At 65.3% G+C, this 14,938-nt stretch carries 18 protein-coding genes, 2 tRNA genes and 1 pseudogene; 16 read left to right on the top strand and 5 right to left on the bottom strand.

All coding sequences use genetic code 11. The features are described from left to right. Positions 1 to 3: 3 nt before the first annotated feature. The 4 genes from AC2W7L_RS08590 (at position 4) to AC2W7L_RS08575 (ending at position 1,697) form a co-directional block, all read left to right on the top strand. Entirely contained in the window at positions 4 to 726 is a 723-nt protein-coding gene (locus AC2W7L_RS08590; protein WP_486004109.1) for an ASCH domain-containing protein, read from the top strand. A 96-nt stretch (positions 727 to 822) separates the two neighbouring features. Next, positions 823 to 1,107, top strand: a complete 285-nt coding sequence (locus AC2W7L_RS08585) for a DUF3618 domain-containing protein (protein WP_062862037.1) — start codon at positions 823 to 825, stop codon at positions 1,105 to 1,107. Beyond that, complete coding sequence (locus AC2W7L_RS08580; protein ID WP_486004108.1) at positions 1,100 to 1,420, top strand: GroES family chaperonin; 321 nt, start codon at positions 1,100 to 1,102, stop codon at positions 1,418 to 1,420. Before AC2W7L_RS08585 ends, AC2W7L_RS08580 begins: the two co-directional genes overlap by 8 nt. 204 nt (positions 1,421 to 1,624) lie before the next feature. Further along, positions 1,625 to 1,697: transfer RNA gene (locus AC2W7L_RS08575), tRNA-Lys, on the top strand. Positions 1,698 to 1,938: 241 nt separating this feature from the next. Here the strand turns inward: AC2W7L_RS08575 and AC2W7L_RS08570 are convergent. Continuing rightward, positions 1,939 to 2,577 carry a GntR family transcriptional regulator gene (locus AC2W7L_RS08570; RefSeq protein ID WP_173155775.1) on the bottom strand — a complete coding sequence of 213 codons (639 nt, stop codon included), beginning with the start codon at positions 2,575 to 2,577 and terminating at the stop codon, positions 1,939 to 1,941. Between the two features lie 205 nt (positions 2,578 to 2,782). Between AC2W7L_RS08570 and AC2W7L_RS08565 the strand changes: the two genes are divergently transcribed. From AC2W7L_RS08565 to AC2W7L_RS08530, 8 genes and pseudogenes are all read left to right on the top strand, one after another. Further along, positions 2,783 to 4,087 (top strand): NRAMP family divalent metal transporter, encoded by a 1,305-nt coding sequence (locus tag AC2W7L_RS08565; protein ID WP_486004107.1) that lies wholly within the window; start codon positions 2,783 to 2,785, stop codon positions 4,085 to 4,087. After that, positions 4,084 to 4,875, top strand: coding sequence for a LamB/YcsF family protein (locus AC2W7L_RS08560; protein ID WP_486004106.1), 792 nt, complete (start codon positions 4,084 to 4,086; stop codon positions 4,873 to 4,875). The genes AC2W7L_RS08565 and AC2W7L_RS08560 overlap by 4 nt, the downstream gene beginning before the upstream one ends. Then, positions 4,872 to 5,687 carry a putative hydro-lyase gene (locus tag AC2W7L_RS08555; RefSeq protein ID WP_486004105.1) on the top strand — a complete coding sequence of 272 codons (816 nt, stop codon included), beginning with the start codon at positions 4,872 to 4,874 and terminating at the stop codon, positions 5,685 to 5,687. The genes AC2W7L_RS08560 and AC2W7L_RS08555 overlap by 4 nt, the downstream gene beginning before the upstream one ends. Continuing rightward, positions 5,684 to 6,568, top strand: a complete 885-nt coding sequence (locus AC2W7L_RS08550) for a 5-oxoprolinase subunit B family protein (protein ID WP_486004104.1) — start codon at positions 5,684 to 5,686, stop codon at positions 6,566 to 6,568. The genes AC2W7L_RS08555 and AC2W7L_RS08550 overlap by 4 nt, the downstream gene beginning before the upstream one ends. Then, positions 6,526 to 7,392 carry a 5-oxoprolinase subunit C family protein gene (locus AC2W7L_RS08545; RefSeq protein WP_486004141.1) on the top strand — a complete coding sequence of 289 codons (867 nt, stop codon included), beginning with the start codon at positions 6,526 to 6,528 and terminating at the stop codon, positions 7,390 to 7,392. Before AC2W7L_RS08550 ends, AC2W7L_RS08545 begins: the two co-directional genes overlap by 43 nt. A 3-nt stretch (positions 7,393 to 7,395) precedes the next feature. Next, positions 7,396 to 9,152 (top strand): annotated as a pseudogene (locus tag AC2W7L_RS08540) (acetyl/propionyl/methylcrotonyl-CoA carboxylase subunit alpha). Between the two features lie 138 nt (positions 9,153 to 9,290). Continuing rightward, a complete protein-coding gene (gene bcp, locus AC2W7L_RS08535) occupies positions 9,291 to 9,764 on the top strand; it encodes a thioredoxin-dependent thiol peroxidase (protein ID WP_486004103.1) in 474 nt (157 codons plus the stop codon). Positions 9,765 to 9,900: 136 nt separating this feature from the next. Next, positions 9,901 to 9,982, top strand: a tRNA-Leu gene (locus tag AC2W7L_RS08530). Between the two features lie 53 nt (positions 9,983 to 10,035). On the opposite strand, the gene AC2W7L_RS08525 is transcribed toward AC2W7L_RS08530, so the two are convergent. After that, positions 10,036 to 11,427, bottom strand: a complete 1,392-nt coding sequence (locus AC2W7L_RS08525) for an MFS transporter (protein ID WP_486004102.1) — start codon at positions 11,425 to 11,427, stop codon at positions 10,036 to 10,038. On the opposite strand from AC2W7L_RS08525, the gene AC2W7L_RS08520 reads away from it, so the two are divergent. From AC2W7L_RS08520 to AC2W7L_RS08510, 3 genes are all read left to right on the top strand, one after another. Next, complete coding sequence (locus tag AC2W7L_RS08520; RefSeq protein ID WP_486004101.1) at positions 11,350 to 11,652, top strand: MerR family transcriptional regulator; 303 nt, start codon at positions 11,350 to 11,352, stop codon at positions 11,650 to 11,652. The two genes, AC2W7L_RS08525 and AC2W7L_RS08520, sit on opposite strands and share 78 nt — an antisense overlap. Before the next feature lie 115 nt (positions 11,653 to 11,767). After that, on the top strand, positions 11,768 to 12,232 hold the full coding sequence (locus AC2W7L_RS08515) for a GNAT family N-acetyltransferase (protein WP_486004100.1): 465 nt from the start codon (positions 11,768 to 11,770) through the stop codon (positions 12,230 to 12,232). Then, positions 12,229 to 12,609, top strand: a complete 381-nt coding sequence (locus AC2W7L_RS08510; protein WP_486004099.1) for a hypothetical protein — start codon at positions 12,229 to 12,231, stop codon at positions 12,607 to 12,609. The genes AC2W7L_RS08515 and AC2W7L_RS08510 overlap by 4 nt, the downstream gene beginning before the upstream one ends. Here the strand turns inward: AC2W7L_RS08510 and AC2W7L_RS08505 are convergent. Continuing rightward, positions 12,587 to 13,234: a MerR family transcriptional regulator gene (locus AC2W7L_RS08505; protein WP_486004098.1), complete on the bottom strand. Its 648-nt coding sequence runs from the start codon at positions 13,232 to 13,234 to the stop codon at positions 12,587 to 12,589. The two genes, AC2W7L_RS08510 and AC2W7L_RS08505, sit on opposite strands and share 23 nt — an antisense overlap. 114 nt (positions 13,235 to 13,348) lie before the next feature. Here AC2W7L_RS08505 and AC2W7L_RS08500 point away from each other — a divergent pair, with 114 nt between their 5' ends. Beyond that, entirely contained in the window at positions 13,349 to 13,789 is a 441-nt protein-coding gene (locus AC2W7L_RS08500) for an anthrone oxygenase family protein (protein WP_486004097.1), read from the top strand. A gap of 73 nt (positions 13,790 to 13,862) precedes the next feature. Here the strand turns inward: AC2W7L_RS08500 and AC2W7L_RS08495 are convergent, their stop codons facing one another. Beyond that, a complete protein-coding gene (locus tag AC2W7L_RS08495; RefSeq protein ID WP_486004096.1) occupies positions 13,863 to 14,492 on the bottom strand; it encodes a maleylpyruvate isomerase family mycothiol-dependent enzyme in 630 nt (209 codons plus the stop codon). Further along, positions 14,489 to 14,926, bottom strand: a complete 438-nt coding sequence (locus AC2W7L_RS08490) for an ASCH domain-containing protein (RefSeq protein WP_486004140.1) — start codon at positions 14,924 to 14,926, stop codon at positions 14,489 to 14,491. The genes AC2W7L_RS08495 and AC2W7L_RS08490 overlap by 4 nt, the downstream gene beginning before the upstream one ends. Between the last annotated feature and the right edge of the window lie 12 nt (positions 14,927 to 14,938).

Below are 14,938 nucleotides of genomic sequence, written 5' to 3'. Positions count from 1 at the left end.
CGAATGGGCCTCTTCGACTCAGAGCTGCGCGTAATCGCCGCCGCTAAAGAACTCGTACGCGGCCTCAGGCCGGATGAGAACCACACCGTTGCTGCTGCCGCCATGGACACTGTCGGGCGAATCCACACCGGTGTCAACGTCCACCACTTCAACGGTGGACTCTGCGCGGAACTCGTCGCGATCGGCACCGCCGCGGCCGCGAACGCCGGTCCGCTCGTCACGATCGCCGCGGTCGGCGACCAAGGCCGTGGGCTGCTGGCTCCGTGCGGACGATGCCGACAGGTCCTCCTCGACCTCCATCCCGATGCCCTCGTCATCGCTCCGGCTGACACCACGGGCGAACCGTCGATCGCCACGGTCCCCGCTCTGCTCCCCCACTCTTACCGACATCCGGATTCTGCACCGAAACGACTGCTGAGGTTCCACGCTCGCTACTTCGACGCCGTCACGGATGGGACGAAGACGCTGACGGTGCGGTGGAACGAAGGCCACCGCACGGGTCCGGCTCTGGCGTACTTCGAGAACACCGAACATGGCACCCTCCCCGTGGAAGTCGCCTCGGTGATGGTGAAGCGAACCGACGAACTGCAGCCTGAGGATCTCGACCTCACCCGCCAGAGTGGATTGGAGCGGTATATCGCCAATGTCCGCAGTCACTACCCAAACATGCCTGCGGCCGCGAACGTCGAGATCGTAAGATTCCGTCGAACCGCGGCCGATATCTGACACTCCCAGTGCCCAGCCGCTAAGCTGGACAGCGAAGCACTGTGGCACAAGGTCACAGACGCAGCAAAGCATTCTCGACCGGGAGGACTCGACCCGATGACTGACAACGTCTACACCTCAGATGTGACCGTCGACCAGGCGACAACCGCACAGCTTGCGGAGTCGATCCGACTGCGCGAGGAGCGCATCGCCGAGAACATCGATGAGCTCGTCGGCCGCATCCACCCGAAGGTACTGGCGACGCGCGCCGTCAACAAGGCGAAGTCCGAGGTCGTCGAGGAAGACGGCTCCCCCAAGCCCGAGATCATCGCACTCGGCGCCGGTGCCGTCCTCGGTGTGGCCGCCCTCATCGTCGGACTCTCCGGTCGCAAGCGTGGCTGATGCCGCACTACCGATCCGGATGCTCCATGACCGGATCCTGCTCGAACCCAGCGCGGAAGCCGGGGAACGCAAGTCCTCGGCGGGCATCGTCATTCCCGCCACCGCCAGCATGGGCAGACGCCTCGTGTGGGGCAAGGTCGTAGCGGCCGGCCCTCACGTGAGGCAGGCCAACCTCGGCGAAACCGTCCTCTACGATCCCGAGGAACTCGCCGAGGTGGAGCTCGAGGGACGCGCGTACGTGCTGCTGCGTGAGCGCGACGTCCACGCGATCTCCGAACCGGCCGAGCAGTCGAGTTCCGGAATGTATCTCTGAAGTGCCTCCGGGCATCGGGGACGAATCCGGTGCGGTGGAGGGACTCTTAATCAGTGGGTTCCGGGTCGCCGGATTCGCTGGCAAAGAGATTCTGACCAGGGGCTTGCGACCTTCATCACAAAACCGAATATGGGCCGATCTCGGTTTGCATGATCGGTCGACACCTGAGTAATATTAATTCTCGTTGCACAGCATGTGCGGCAAGCACCTCTAGCTCAATTGGCAGAGCAACTGACTCTTAATCAGTGGGTTCCGGGTTCAAGTCCCGGGGGGTGCACAGCACAGAGAGAACCGCTTTCGACTTCGGTTGGGAGCGGTTCTTTCGCGTTCAAGGTGGCGGCCGGCGGAGTTCAGTTTCCGGCGAGGAACCTTAATAGCCAGGTTTCGCCGGCGGGACTTGCCGATAGCCCAGTTTGCGGCGAATAGCCCCTGTTTGAAACTGGGCTGCTCGCCCCGGAGTGGGCTTTTGCGGAATCTCGACCGGGCCGCTCATGGCAGCCGGTCTGCCGCCACGCGGCTCAGTCCTGACCGGCGCGGGCATAGGCACCGAGAACCTGTCTCTCCGAATCCCCGAGGTAGACGGCAAGCCTAGCTGCAGCGGCCCCCGGCCCATCAGAGCGATAGATCTCGACCACCTCGCGGTTGCGCTCGATGAAGGGCGCATGGAGGAAGTCGAGGACCTCCACCTTGAGGAAGGCCAGGCGAAGCTCGGCGAGCACATTGGCAAACGAGCGCATCAACCGCCTGCTGTCCGAAAGCGAGACGACGGCATTGTGGAACCCCATGTTCGCCGTGCCGACTTCCAGCCAGTTCTCTTCGGCAGCGAACTTCTCGGCAGCCTCGACGGCCGCCTCCATCCTCACGGCGTTCGGGTGATTGCGCGGCGCGTACTCGAGCACCGAGCACTCAACATGATGACGCACCCGGTAGATGTCGACGACATCAGCGGTGCTCGGTGACGCCACTGAGACGCCTCGGTGCGGGATATGCGTGACCAGGCCCTGCTCACCGAGCACCCGGAACGCCTCACGCAGAGTATTGCGCGAAACATCGAATTCCTTCGCCAGCGCGGTTTCGGACAGCCGCTCACCGGGGCGCAGCTCTCCGGCGATGAGGCGGTCAGTGAGCCTGTTGACCAGGGACGAATCGTGATTCACCTCTCCATTCTACTGAAACAGCACCCCGAACTCCCATCCGTCAGTCGACAAAGAGACGAGGAAAGTGTGACCCTCGTCTATGTTTGTTGAACAATGAGTGCTAGATTGTTTACCACTTCACGTGTGCCAGGACACAGTCATCGCTATCCACACCCCATCGACACACACGAAGGAACAACTGACCACCAGACAGTCGGAGACTCCTATGTCACACGCACCGGAATCCCAACCGCCGGAACCCTCTGCTACGGATGGGACCGCCTCGGGCCTTGACAATACCAAGAGCGAAATCGGCTCCAAGATCAGCCGCAGCGCGATCATCGGCGCCATCTTCCTCATGGCCACCTCGGCGATCGGTCCGGGCTTCATCACCCAGACCGCCACCTTCACGGCTCAGATGGGCGCGGCCTTCGCCTTCGCGATCTTCGCGTCGATCCTCATCGACATCGCCATCCAGCTCAATATCTGGCGGATGGTGACCTCCTCGGGCAAACGTGCTGCCCAGCTGGCCTCCTCGGCCGTGCCGGGTTCGGGCATCCTCCTATCCATCCTCATTGTCGTCGGCGGACTGGCCTTCAACATCGGCAACATCGCCGGCGGCGGCCTCGGTCTCAATGCGCTGCTGGGCATCGATCCGAAGCTCGGCGGGCTCGTCACCGGCGTCCTGGCGATCGGCATCTTCCTGTTCAAGCGCGCCGGCAAGGTCGTCGACACCGTCGTGCTCATCCTCGGCATCGGGATGATCATCCTCACCTGCATCGTCGCCATCGTCTCGAACCCGCCGGTCGGTGAGGCACTCAGACAGTCGATCGCGCCCGACACCATCAACTTCGCCACCGTGACCACGATCGTCGGCGGCACCGTCGGCGGCTACATCACCTATTCCGGCGCCCACCGGTACCTCGATTCGGGCAAGACCGGCCCGGAGAACGCCGGTTCTGTCATGCGCTCGGCTCTGTCGGGGATCCTCGTCACCGGAGTCATGCGCTACGTCCTCTTCCTCGCCATCCTCGGCGTCGTCGCCTCCGGCGTCGCTCTCGACCTCGACTCGAGCGTGGCCAACCCCGCCGGTCAGGCCTTCGCCGCCGTCCTCGGAGATGCGGGAATGCGCGTCTTCGGCGCGATCTTCTGGGCCGCGGCTCTGAGCTCGGTCATCGGCGCAGCCTACACCTCGGCGACGTTCCTCTCGGCGTTCTCCAAACGCCTCGAAGGCGGGTGGCCGCTGCAGCTGGCGACCGTGGCCTTCATCGTCGTCTCGCTCGTCGTCTACCTCGTCCTCGGCACCGCGCCGGCCACGCTGCTCGTCTTCGTCGGCGGCTTCAACGGCCTCATCCTGCCGATCGGTCTGACGATCTTCATGTACATCGGCTGGTTCAGGCCCCGCCTGCTGCGCACTGACTCGTACCCGAAGTGGTTGCTCATCATCGGCACCGCGGCAACACTGGTCACGTGGTACACGGCCACACAGTCCATCGGCCCCATCTTCGCCATGATCGGAATCGGAGGATGACATTGTCTGTCAACAGCGAACTGAGAATCGACCTCAACTCTGACCTCGGGGAGAACGTCCCCGACCGCGTCGTCAGCGACGATGCGGCCATGCTCGGCCTGGTCACCAGTGCCAACGTCTCCTGCGGGTTCCATGCTGGCAATCCCGAGGGCATCCGCGCCACCGTCGACGCCGCCACGAAGGGCGGAGTGGTCATCGGAGCACACCCCGGATACGACGACTACGAAGGCTTCGGTCGTCGCGCCCTCGACGTCCCCGCGGCCACCCTGCAGGCCCAGGTCGAATACCAGATCGGTGCCCTCATCGGACTGACCACGGCCGTCGGCGGAGACGTTGCCTACGTCAAACCCCACGGCGGTCTCTACAACGCGATCGTCCACGATGAGGCACAGGCGAAAGTCGTCGTCGATGCCGTCAAGGCCATCGATGACTCCCTGGTCTTCCTCGGACTCGCCGGCAGCGTGGCCAACCGCGTCGCGGCCGAGGCCGGACTGACCGTCGCCGCCGAGGCCTTCGCCGATCGGTCCTACAACCCCGACGGCTCCCTGGTCTCCCGGTCGGAGCCGAATGCGGTCCTCCACGATCCCGAAGCCGTGGCCGCCCGCGTGCTGCGCCTCGTCCAGACCGGACAGGTCGAAGCCATCGACGGCAGCCTCGTCGACGTCGACGCGCAGTCCATCTGCTTCCACGGCGACAGCCAGGGATCCATCGACATGGCCCGCGCCGCCCGTGATCTCCTCGAATCCGAAGGCGTCACGATCGCCGCCTTCGCCGGAGCCGGCAAATGAGCGCTGCAACCACGACCGCCACTGCCATGGACACGATGCGGGCTGCGGGCGCGGAAGCCCGCGGCCGCATCCGGGCAGGATTCGACGGTCCCACCTCGGGGATGGCGCCGGGACTCGTCCAGGCGAACCTCATTTCCGTGCCTGCGGACTGGGCCTTCGACGTCCTCCTCTTCACCCAGCGGAACCCGAAGCCGTGCCCGGTGATCGACGTCCTCGAACCCGGGCAGCTGGCATCCGCACTCGCCCCGGGCAGCGATATCCGAACGGACATTCCCGGCTACCGGATCTGGGAGAACGGCGCCCTGACCGACGAGGTCACCGACGCCACCGAAGTGTGGGAGCAGCATCCGAACCTCGTGTCCTTCCTCATCGGCTGCTCGTTCACTTTCGAGAACGGGCTGACCGAAGCGGGCATCCCGGTCCGCCACCAGGAGGCGGGTCGCAACGTGCCGATGTACCGCACGTCGACGGCCTGCCGTCCCGCTGGCCGGATCAGCGGGGACATGGTCGTGTCCATGCGCCCGATCCCGGCCTCCCAGGTCGCCGAGGCGGTGCGCATCACCGACCGCTTCCCCGCCGTCCACGGCGCCCCCGTCCACATCGGCGAACCCTCCCAGCTCGGCATCGATGACCTCGGCGCCCCGGATTTCGGTGACGCCCCGGTCATCGAAGGCGGCGACATTCCCGTCTTCTGGGCCTGCGGAGTCACCCCGCAAGCCGCCATCCAGGCGTCGGGAATTCCCTTCGCGATCACGCACTCACCTGGGAAGATGTTCATCACCGACGAACCGGAAGACACCTACCGCCAATGACCTCGACACCGCAGGCCGACTCCCTGACCTTCCACACCGCGTCGAAGCGCGACCTCCTCGTCGAGTGTGTCGACCTGACCGCGACGATGGCCCTCCACCACAGCCTCGAAGCCGCCGACCTGCGCGGCGTCACCGAACTCATCCCCGCCGCCCGCACCGTGCTGATCAGCTTCGATCCCGCACGCACGAACGCCGAGTTCCTCGCCGAGGCAGTCCGCGGGCTCGGGCACACGGAGTCGACATCCGGCGATGCCCGGGAGGTGATGATCGACGTCCACTACGACGGGGACGACCTCGCTGAGGTGGCCGACCTCCTCTCCGTCTCCCCCACCGAAGTGGTCAACCGCCACCAAGCCGCCACCTGGCAGGTCGCGTTCGCCGGATTCGCTCCCGGCTTCGGCTACCTCGCCGGTGACGATGAGCTGTTCAACGTGCCCCGCCGTTCCTCCCCGCGCACCCGCGTGCCCGTGGGATCGGTGGCTCTGGCCGGCGAGTTCACCGGCGTCTACCCTCGTTCCTCCCCCGGCGGCTGGCAGCTCATCGGCCGCACCGATGCAAAGCTGTGGGACCTCGAACGGGAACCGCCGGCCTTGTTCGTCCCCGGCACGATCGTGAAATTCGCCGAGGCGCGCGCCAGACGGTGGAGGTCGCGAGCTCGAGTGCGGGGTCAGGTTCGTCAGGTTTCTCGGGTTCGCCAGGTGCGGCGTCGGATTCTGCGGTGGATTCAGCAGCGGATTCGGCATCCGATTCGGCGGCAGCGGCTTCCCACTCCCTCGAGGTGCTGCGTCCCGGGCTGCAGCTTCTCGTCCAGGATCTCGGGCGGCCCGGTTTCGCTTCGATGGGAGTCTCCGCCGCCGGTGCCGCCGACCGCACCGCGTTGACCACCGCCAACAGTCTTGTCGGAAACGCCGAGACCGCTGCCGGGCTGGAGAGCTTCGGGGGCGCAGTGCTCCTGCGCTCCACGGGTGACGGTGTCGCCGCTGTCACCGGGGCCACCGGAGCGATCACCGTGACCGCTGCCGATGGCACGGTCCTCACGCCCCGCCTCGGCGAGGCCTTTGCTCTGTCCGATGGGGACGAACTCGAACTCGGACCTGTCGAGCGCGGAGTCCGACGCTACCTGGCGGTCCGGGGTGGGATCGATGTCGAGACGGCTCTGGGCAGCAGTTCCGCTGACACCCTGGCCGGGCTCGGTCCGGCCATCGTCGACAAGGGCGCCACGGTCGGTGTGCACGATCCGCGGACGGCGCCCCACCTCGTCGATCCCACTCCAGCCCGACCGCGGGACCTGCCGCAGGCGGGCGAGACCGTGGAGATGACGGTGACCCTGGGACCCCGTGAGGGCTGGTTCACCGACGCCGGAATCGAAACGCTGCTGTCACAAGAATGGACGGTCACCCACGAATCGGACCGGGTGGGACTGCGCCTGTCCGGTGAGGTTCCGCTCGACCGTGCCCGCACCGGGGAGCTGCCCAGCGAGGGCGCGGTCACCGGCGCCCTGCAGGTTCCGCCGAACGGTCAGCCGGTGCTCTTCGGCCCCGACCATCCGCTCACCGGCGGTTACCCGATCATCGCCAGCGTCGATGATCTCGACCTCGCCGCGCAGCTGCCTCCGGGCGTGAAGCTGCGCTTCACCACCTCTGCCCGACCGACGCCGAACAATCGCCCGGCCGAGGCGCCCCGCCCCAACGACAACGAAGGCTGAACAATGTCGAGAATCCTCATTGCCAACCGCGGCGAGATCGCCGTCCGCATCATCCGCGCCTGCGCCCAGCACGGGCACACCTCGGTGGCCGTCTACGCTGATCAGGACGCCGAGGCCATGCATGCTCGGCTCGCCGACGAAGCATTCGCCCTGCCCGGGACCACCGCGGGTGAGACCTACCTCAATATCGATTCGATCCTGGCCGCAGCGAAGTCCGCCGGTGCCGATGCCGTCCATCCCGGCTACGGATTCCTGTCCGAGAACGCCGACTTCGCCGCCGCCGTCGAAGCCGCAGGTCTCATCTGGATCGGCCCGACCGCAGACACGATCACGGCCCTCGGCGACAAGGTCACCGCCCGTCAGCTCGCGCAGAAAGTCGGCGCTCCCCTGGCACCGGGCATCGACCGTCCCCTGGAGAACGCGGCAGAGGTCGAATCCTTCGCCGCCGAGGCGGGACTGCCGATCATCATCAAGGCCGCCCACGGCGGCGGCGGGCGCGGAATGAAAATCGTCCACGAGCTGACCGAGGTGGCCGGTGCCTTCGATTCGGCGACCCGTGAGGCCGTCGAGGCCTTCGGCCGCCCCGAATGCTTCGTCGAGAAGTACCTCGAACGTCCCCGCCATGTCGAAGTCCAGGTCGTCGGCGACGGTCAGGGTCGGGTCGTGGCCGTCGGTGACCGCGACTGCTCCGCCCAGCGACGCAATCAGAAGCTCATCGAGGAAGCACCTGCCCCGGGCCTGACAGTTGAGCAGCGGGAGCGTCTGCACCGTTCGGCCGAGGCCATCTGCGCCGAGGTGGACTACCGCGTGCCGGCACCGTCGAGTTCCTCCTCGCTGCCGACGGCACCATGACGTTCCTTGAGGTCAACACCCGTCTGCAGGTCGAACATCCCGTCACCGAGGTGACCTCCGGGGTCGATCTCGTCGCCGAACAGTTCCGCATTGCTTTCGGTCAGGGCCTGTCGCTGGAGTCGACTCCGCAGCCGGCCGGTCATGCGATCGAGCTGCGCATCAATGCTGAGGATCCCGGTCGCGGCTTCCTGCCGACGCCGGGACGCATCGATGTCCTCGATGTGCCCGGTGGCCTCGGTGTGCGGTGGGATTCCGGTGTGCGTGCAGGTGACACGGTGCAGCCGGCCTTCGATTCCCTCTTCGCGAAGCTCATCGTTCATGGTCCCGACCGTGAGCAGGCGATCGCTCGCACCGTCACTGCGGCGAGGGAACTCACCGTCGAAGGCCCGGCCACAGTGGTTCCCTGTTCCCTGGCGATCCTCACCGATAAGGCATTCACCGGCCTCGGCCTCGACGGTGTCGACGGCATCCACACCCAGTGGATCGAAGCCGAGCTGCTGCCGCGCCTCGAGACTCAGGAACGTCCGGCCCCGGTGGCCGACGGCGAGCTGCAGCGCATGCAGATCGAGATCGACGGAAAGCTCACCACCATCGGCCTGCCGGCCGGGCTGCTCTCGGCACTCGGTTCGGTCGGTGGGGTTCAGGGCAACGCCGGTCAGGGCGGTGCTGCCGGGAACGGTGGAGCCGCCTCGGCGAGTGCCGGGGATGTCACCGCACCTGTGCCGGGCAGCCTCGTGGACTACCTCGTCGACGACGGTGCGACGGTGGCAGCTGGTGACGAGGTCGCGGTGCTTTCGGCCATGAAGATGGAGACACGCGTCGAAGCACCTGTGGCGGGAACGTTCCGCCGCTCGGCGGCCGTCGGCGATGTCGTGGCCGTCGGGCAGGCCATCGCGCGGGTCGAGTGAGACGTCGGGCCGCCTCGGCGAGGAAGAGCGTCGAGGCCGTCGCCCGGACCGCGGCGGCACCGGTCGTTGCGACGGAATAGAGTGGTGGGCAGCAATGGTTGTCCACTTCGGAGACCGACCCCACTAGGAGGAGCATTCATGTCACGTCTGTCAGTCGGCGACACCGCCCCGGATTTCACCCTCGTCAACCAGGACGGGAAGTCCGTCAGCCTCAGCGATTTCCGAGGTCAGCGGGTTGTCGTGTACTTCTACCCGGCCGCAATGACCCCGGGATGCACGACCGAGGCCTGCGATTTCCGGGACTCGCTTGCCGCACTCAAGGCCGCCGGGAGCGCCGTCGTCGGCATCTCTCCGGACAAGCCGGAGAAGCTCAAGCAATTCATCGAGAAGGAGGGTCTGAACTTCGACCTGCTCTCCGATGAGGACAAGACGATGATGACCGAGTGGGGCGCCTTCGGCGAGAAGAAGAACTACGGCAAGGTCGTCCAGGGAGTCATCCGCTCGACCGTCGTCGTCGATGCCGAGGGCAAGGTCGAACTCGCGCAGTACAACGTCAAGGCCACCGGACACGTCGCCCGCGTGCGCAAGGAGCTCGGCATCGACGCTGCCTGAGTCCGCTGCAACTTGAGCGTCGGGCGGGCCGAACTGCCCGTGCTCAACGTGCGCATCGGGGCGGTCCGAGTTTTCAACAACTCGGGCCGCCCCTGCTAATCTTGAGGGCGTTGCGGCCGCGTGGGTGGCCGCTTCAGCGCGAGTGGCGGAATTGGTAGACGCGCTGGATTTAGGTTCCAGTGTCTTCGGACGTAGGGGTTCAAGTCCCCTCTCGCGTACGACACGACCGGCCCCTGACCGTGAGCTTCTCAGCTCCGATCAGGGGCCTTCCTCATGCCGAGACCGCCGGCTCAGACTCTGATTGCGGGGTGGCCCGCAGCGCCAGAGCAGTGAGGACGAGGCCGAACAGTGCGAATGCGGCGCCGCCGAACCCGCCCCACTGCAGAAGACCTACAGCAACGGTGAAGCCGCCGAGGGTGGAGCCAATGGCATTCGCCAGGTTGAAGGCTCCGACGTTGACCGCTAGCGACAGGGTCGGCGCAGCACCGGTGTGACGCATCACCAGCGATTGCAATGGTGCAATGGTCGCCGTCGACAAAAGGCCCAAGAGGAGAACGAGGGCGATCATCGGCACCGGGAGCCTTGCAAACAGGGGGAACGCGGACAATGTGATGATGAGTGCGCAGAACACTCCCACCAAGGTTCTGCCGAGTGAGAGATCGGTGAGACGCCCGGCAATGAGGTTACCGACGAAGCCTCCGACCCCATAGGCCAGCAGGAGTCCGGGAATTGCGGCGTCGGTGATGCCGCTGATGTCCGAGAGGAGCGGCACCAGATAGGTGAAGACGATGCTAACCCCGGCGAAACCGATGACCGTCGTCGCCACGGCCAGCAGAACCGGCCCTCGCAGGAGGGTTCGAATCTCGTCTCTGACCCCGGTCGCAGGGGCCGGAGTACGCGGCATCGCCGCTGCCAGCAGCCCCACACCGATGATTGCGGCGACGGCCACGAAGACGAACGGAATCCGCCAGTTCGTGTTGCCGCCCAGCAGGGCCCCGAGCGGCACGCCGAGCACGGTTGCGACGGTCAGTCCGGAACCGACGATGGCAATCGCCTGACCCTGCCGGCCGGGTCCCATGATCTCTGCGGACGCGGTGAGCCCGATCGCGAACAGGGTGGCCTGACTGCACGCGGACAGCACTCGACCGACGATCACCACAAGGTAAGTCGGCGCCAGGACTGTCACCAACGTGCCGACAACGAATAGAAGTCCCAGGCAGAGAGCGAGTCCTTTGCGGGGGAACCGTGCTGTCAAGACGGTCACAATGGGGCCGCCGATCGCAACTCCGAGCGCATAGGCGGTCACGGTCTGTCCGGCGGTCGCGATGCTCACGTCCAGATCGGCGGCCAGTTGCGGCAGGATACCGGCAACGAGGTATTCAGCAGTTCCGGTGCAGAATACCAACAGGACGAATCCCGCCAGGATGAGAATCGGCCGTTTGAGGAGATATGCATTTGCTGTTTGTTCGACATTCATACTGATAGGCTGATCCTTCACATCGATGTGAAGGCAAGTGGCTGAAGCAGAAAGGCCGAAACGATGAGGATCTCTGACGTCGCCGAACGAACAGGCATTCCATCCCGATTGCTGCGCTATTACGAAGAAAGGGACCTTCTGGTCCCCTCCCGCAATTCCTCGGGATACCGCGAATACGGCGAACAAGACGTCGCAATCGCGACACACATCCGCCAGCTGCTCGATGCCGGAATGAGCACCGCCGCAATTCGCACTGTCCTCCCCTGCCTGAGGGACAAGGCCGGTCAGCTTGCACCGATCTGCTCGGTCACCGTCGCCGATCTCGAACGCGAACGGGCGCGGATAGAAGCATCAATCGAGTCTCTCACTCAGTCGCGTGATGCCATCAGCCGAGTCATCAGCGCGGGCTGACAAGATCGAATAAGGATTTCGCCCGAAGAGTGTTGCAGGGCCACCTGATGGGCATACTGTGAAATGCAAACTCCGTCCTTGGGCAGCAGCCAGCAAACAGAGAGGTCGTACGCGCATGACAGATTTCCAGTCACTCTCCGTCCGCCCCACAGCGCCCGCCGATGAGGCCCGGTGGAAGGAACTCTTCCGCGCCTACCGCGAGTTCTACCGACTGGAGCCGTCCGAGGAGATCGTCTCCCGCGTGTGGTCGTGGCTGACCGACTCCGCCCATGAGTGCCAGGGACTCGTCGCCGAGGCGGACGGATCTATCGTCGGAATCGCCGACTATCGTCGTTTCTCCCGTCCCTCGACAGGCAGCGTCGGCATCTGGCTCGACGATCTCTTCACCGATCCCGAGGCGCGCGGCCGAGGTGTCGGCCGTGCCTTGATCTCCCGGCTGCAGATGATCGCCGCATCCGAAGGCTGTTCGGTGGTCCGGTGGATCACCGCCGATGACAACGCTCAGGCTCAGGTGCTCTATGACGATGTCGCAGCGAAGACGAACTGGCTCACCTACGACGCGAAGCCGACGGAGTCGTGAGCACTGAGTTGCCGAGTGAGGAGAGGCCGAGCTCGGTGGAGCCGGAAGAACAGGCAAGCTCAGCGAACGCCGGTGCTGACCGCGAGGTGCTGTTGTGCTGCCTGCTGTGGGCGCGCGAAGGACAGGCCGAGGCACTGACAGCCTACGAGAACGGTGTTCTCGCGCTCATCTCCGAGCACGGAGGGCGCGTCGTCAATCGTGCCAAGAGCGACGGGGCCCAGGGGCGTCCCGACGAGGTGCAGTTCTATCGGTTCGAATCCACGGAAGCGCTCGATTCCTACCTCGCAGATCCGCGACGTCAGGCGCAGGCCGCCGAACGCGATCGCGTCATCGCCAGGACGGAGCTGTTTCCGGTCAGCTTTCTTCCGACCGAGTGAGGTCCTGCGCGAAGTGCTGCTGTGCGAGCAGGACCAGCGCCTCGAGCAGCGGTCGGCGCAGCACGCTGCCGAGGACGACTCCGCGGATCCGCTCCTCCAGACTGACTGCGTCGCTGATCGCGTCGAGGTCGGTGCGACCGACGTCTTCAGCGGCCTCGACATAGGCGTCGAGCCGGTCGAGGATCGGAGTCAGGTTCTCCGTAGTCAACATGGCAACCGCGCTCACAGCCGCCCGATAGGCCGGTGACGACTTCGCGCAGTGCCACCCTCGCGCAGTGATCGCGCGGTCGAGTATCGCCGAGGCGGCTGTATCGTCCGTCTCGGCCTCGTCGATGAGCGCGTCCTGGACGACGCCCATCGCTTCGACTTCCGAGGCCTGCCCGTCCACAGCATCAACGACGGCTCGCACCTTCGCCAACGGCAGTCCGGCCACCGACGTCAGCGCCCCGATGAGGCGCAGCCGCTCGAGATGAGTGCGATCGTAGACGGCTTGATTCACGCTTGTCCGTCGTCCCGGCTGCAGCAGTCCTTCGCGGAGGTAGTACTTGATGGTCGGCACGCTGAGGCCCGAACGACGGGACAGCTCCGCCATCCTCATCCCCGACATCTCCGCTGCTTCCTGCATCGTCATCTCCTCCCGGCACTGTCAGCAATGTTCGGTGACTGGTCTTGCTCGACCCTAGCAGATACCTCTACTATCTATTATGGATAGTATAACTACCTATTAAGAGGAGAGGTCATGGATGCCTTGACTTTGCCTGCGGTCCTCGCCACCGGCTTCGTCGGCTCAGCGGAATTCGGGTCGGCCGCCTTGGTTCATCCCGTGATCCGTCAGCTGAGGACGGACGATCAGCTGGTCATGGAGAGGGGCCTGCTGAAGACGTTCGGCCGGGTGATGCCGGTGGGGATGACCGCGGCGACCGCGCTGGCCATCATCATTGCCATCGATGAGCCCAATGCATGGCTGGTTTCGGCCGCAATCAGCCTCGGTGTCGCTCTCGTCGTGACAATCGTCGGGAACGTCCCGATCAATTCCCGGACGGGACGGATCACCGAGGAGACCGCTCCCGAGGGCTTCATCGCCATGCGCAGACGGTGGGATGCCTTCCAGATCGTGCGCGCTTCACTGCAGCTGATCGGATTCGTCCTGGTGGCGGTCGGAGTCGTCGGGTTCGGCTGAGCACCCGTCAACGTTCATCTCGTCGTCAGGGCTGTTCCGGCACGCGCGTCGCAGTGCTCCGACCGCTGAGGTTTCAGTCCATCCGTCGCCGGAGCTCGGCGACTCCGCCGCCCGTCAGCTCTGTCAGCGCTTCCGGTCGGCCGGCCATGGCCATGACGAGGTCGAGGATCGGGCCGGTCACTTCCGGTCCGCCTCCGGACTCGAAGTCGGCGTCGACGGCACTGAGCTTCAACTCATCGACCAGGGTCTTCGAGTTCACTGCGAAGTCTTTTGCGGCGAAGTATCGGGCCACCTCGACGGTCGCCTCGGCGCCAGGGGTCAGGTCAAGTTCCAGTGGTCGTGCGATGTCTTGGCCGTGGACGATGACCTCGCCGAGGAAGGCCGGGAAGTCCTTCGTCGGAGCGGTGGTCAGAGCGATCGATTCACGGAACTTCGCAAGTGTCTCTTCCGGTGAGTCACCGAGGTGGCGTTCGAGCAATCGTGCGTTGTGTTTCGCAGGGTCGAATCCTGCCCGGATGATGCTGCGGATCCAGGCCCACCGCCCGGTGTTGGCAGCGGCTGTCAGGTGGGCGACAACCTGCTCGACCGTCCAGTCTGCACACTGAGTGGCGAGCGCCCACTGCTCGGGTTCGAGTGTGGTGAGCAGATCGGCCAGGCGCGCGCGTTCCGTGTGAATGAGGCCCCAGTATTCGGTTTCGTTCATCTGTTCGTCCCCTGTGATTCGTCACCCGAGACGCTGACGCGCCCCTCGTCTTCTAAGTCGAACAGCAACCGGAAGCGTTCGCAGACGACCGGCATCTCGGGCGCGAATCCGCGTTGACCATGCTCTTGCCAATAGCGCTCATGGATCTCGCTCCAGGCCGCCAGGGTTCGGTCGCCCTCCCCCTCCGCATGGGCATGCTCGGCGGTCACCCCGGAGAACGGAACGATGTCGATCGCCGTGGTTTCGATGAGGGCCCTCGGCCGGCCTCGGCCGTCAAGGATGATGCTCAGTTCGCCCACCTCGGGGACGGATTCGTCATCGGCTTCGATGTCCCACAGCGCCGAGGCGGTGCCCGTCTTGGTCCCAGCCAGCACTAGAGCGAGGAGGTCGTCCGCATGCTCGGGAGTCGCGCCGAAGGCCCATGCTTCAGGCATCGCCTCCGGTAG

Source organism: Brevibacterium sp. LAARM3_SD1 (genome assembly GCF_057364765.1).
Note: the sequence above shows the minus strand (reverse complement) of the source record. Positions and strands in the feature narration are given on the sequence as shown.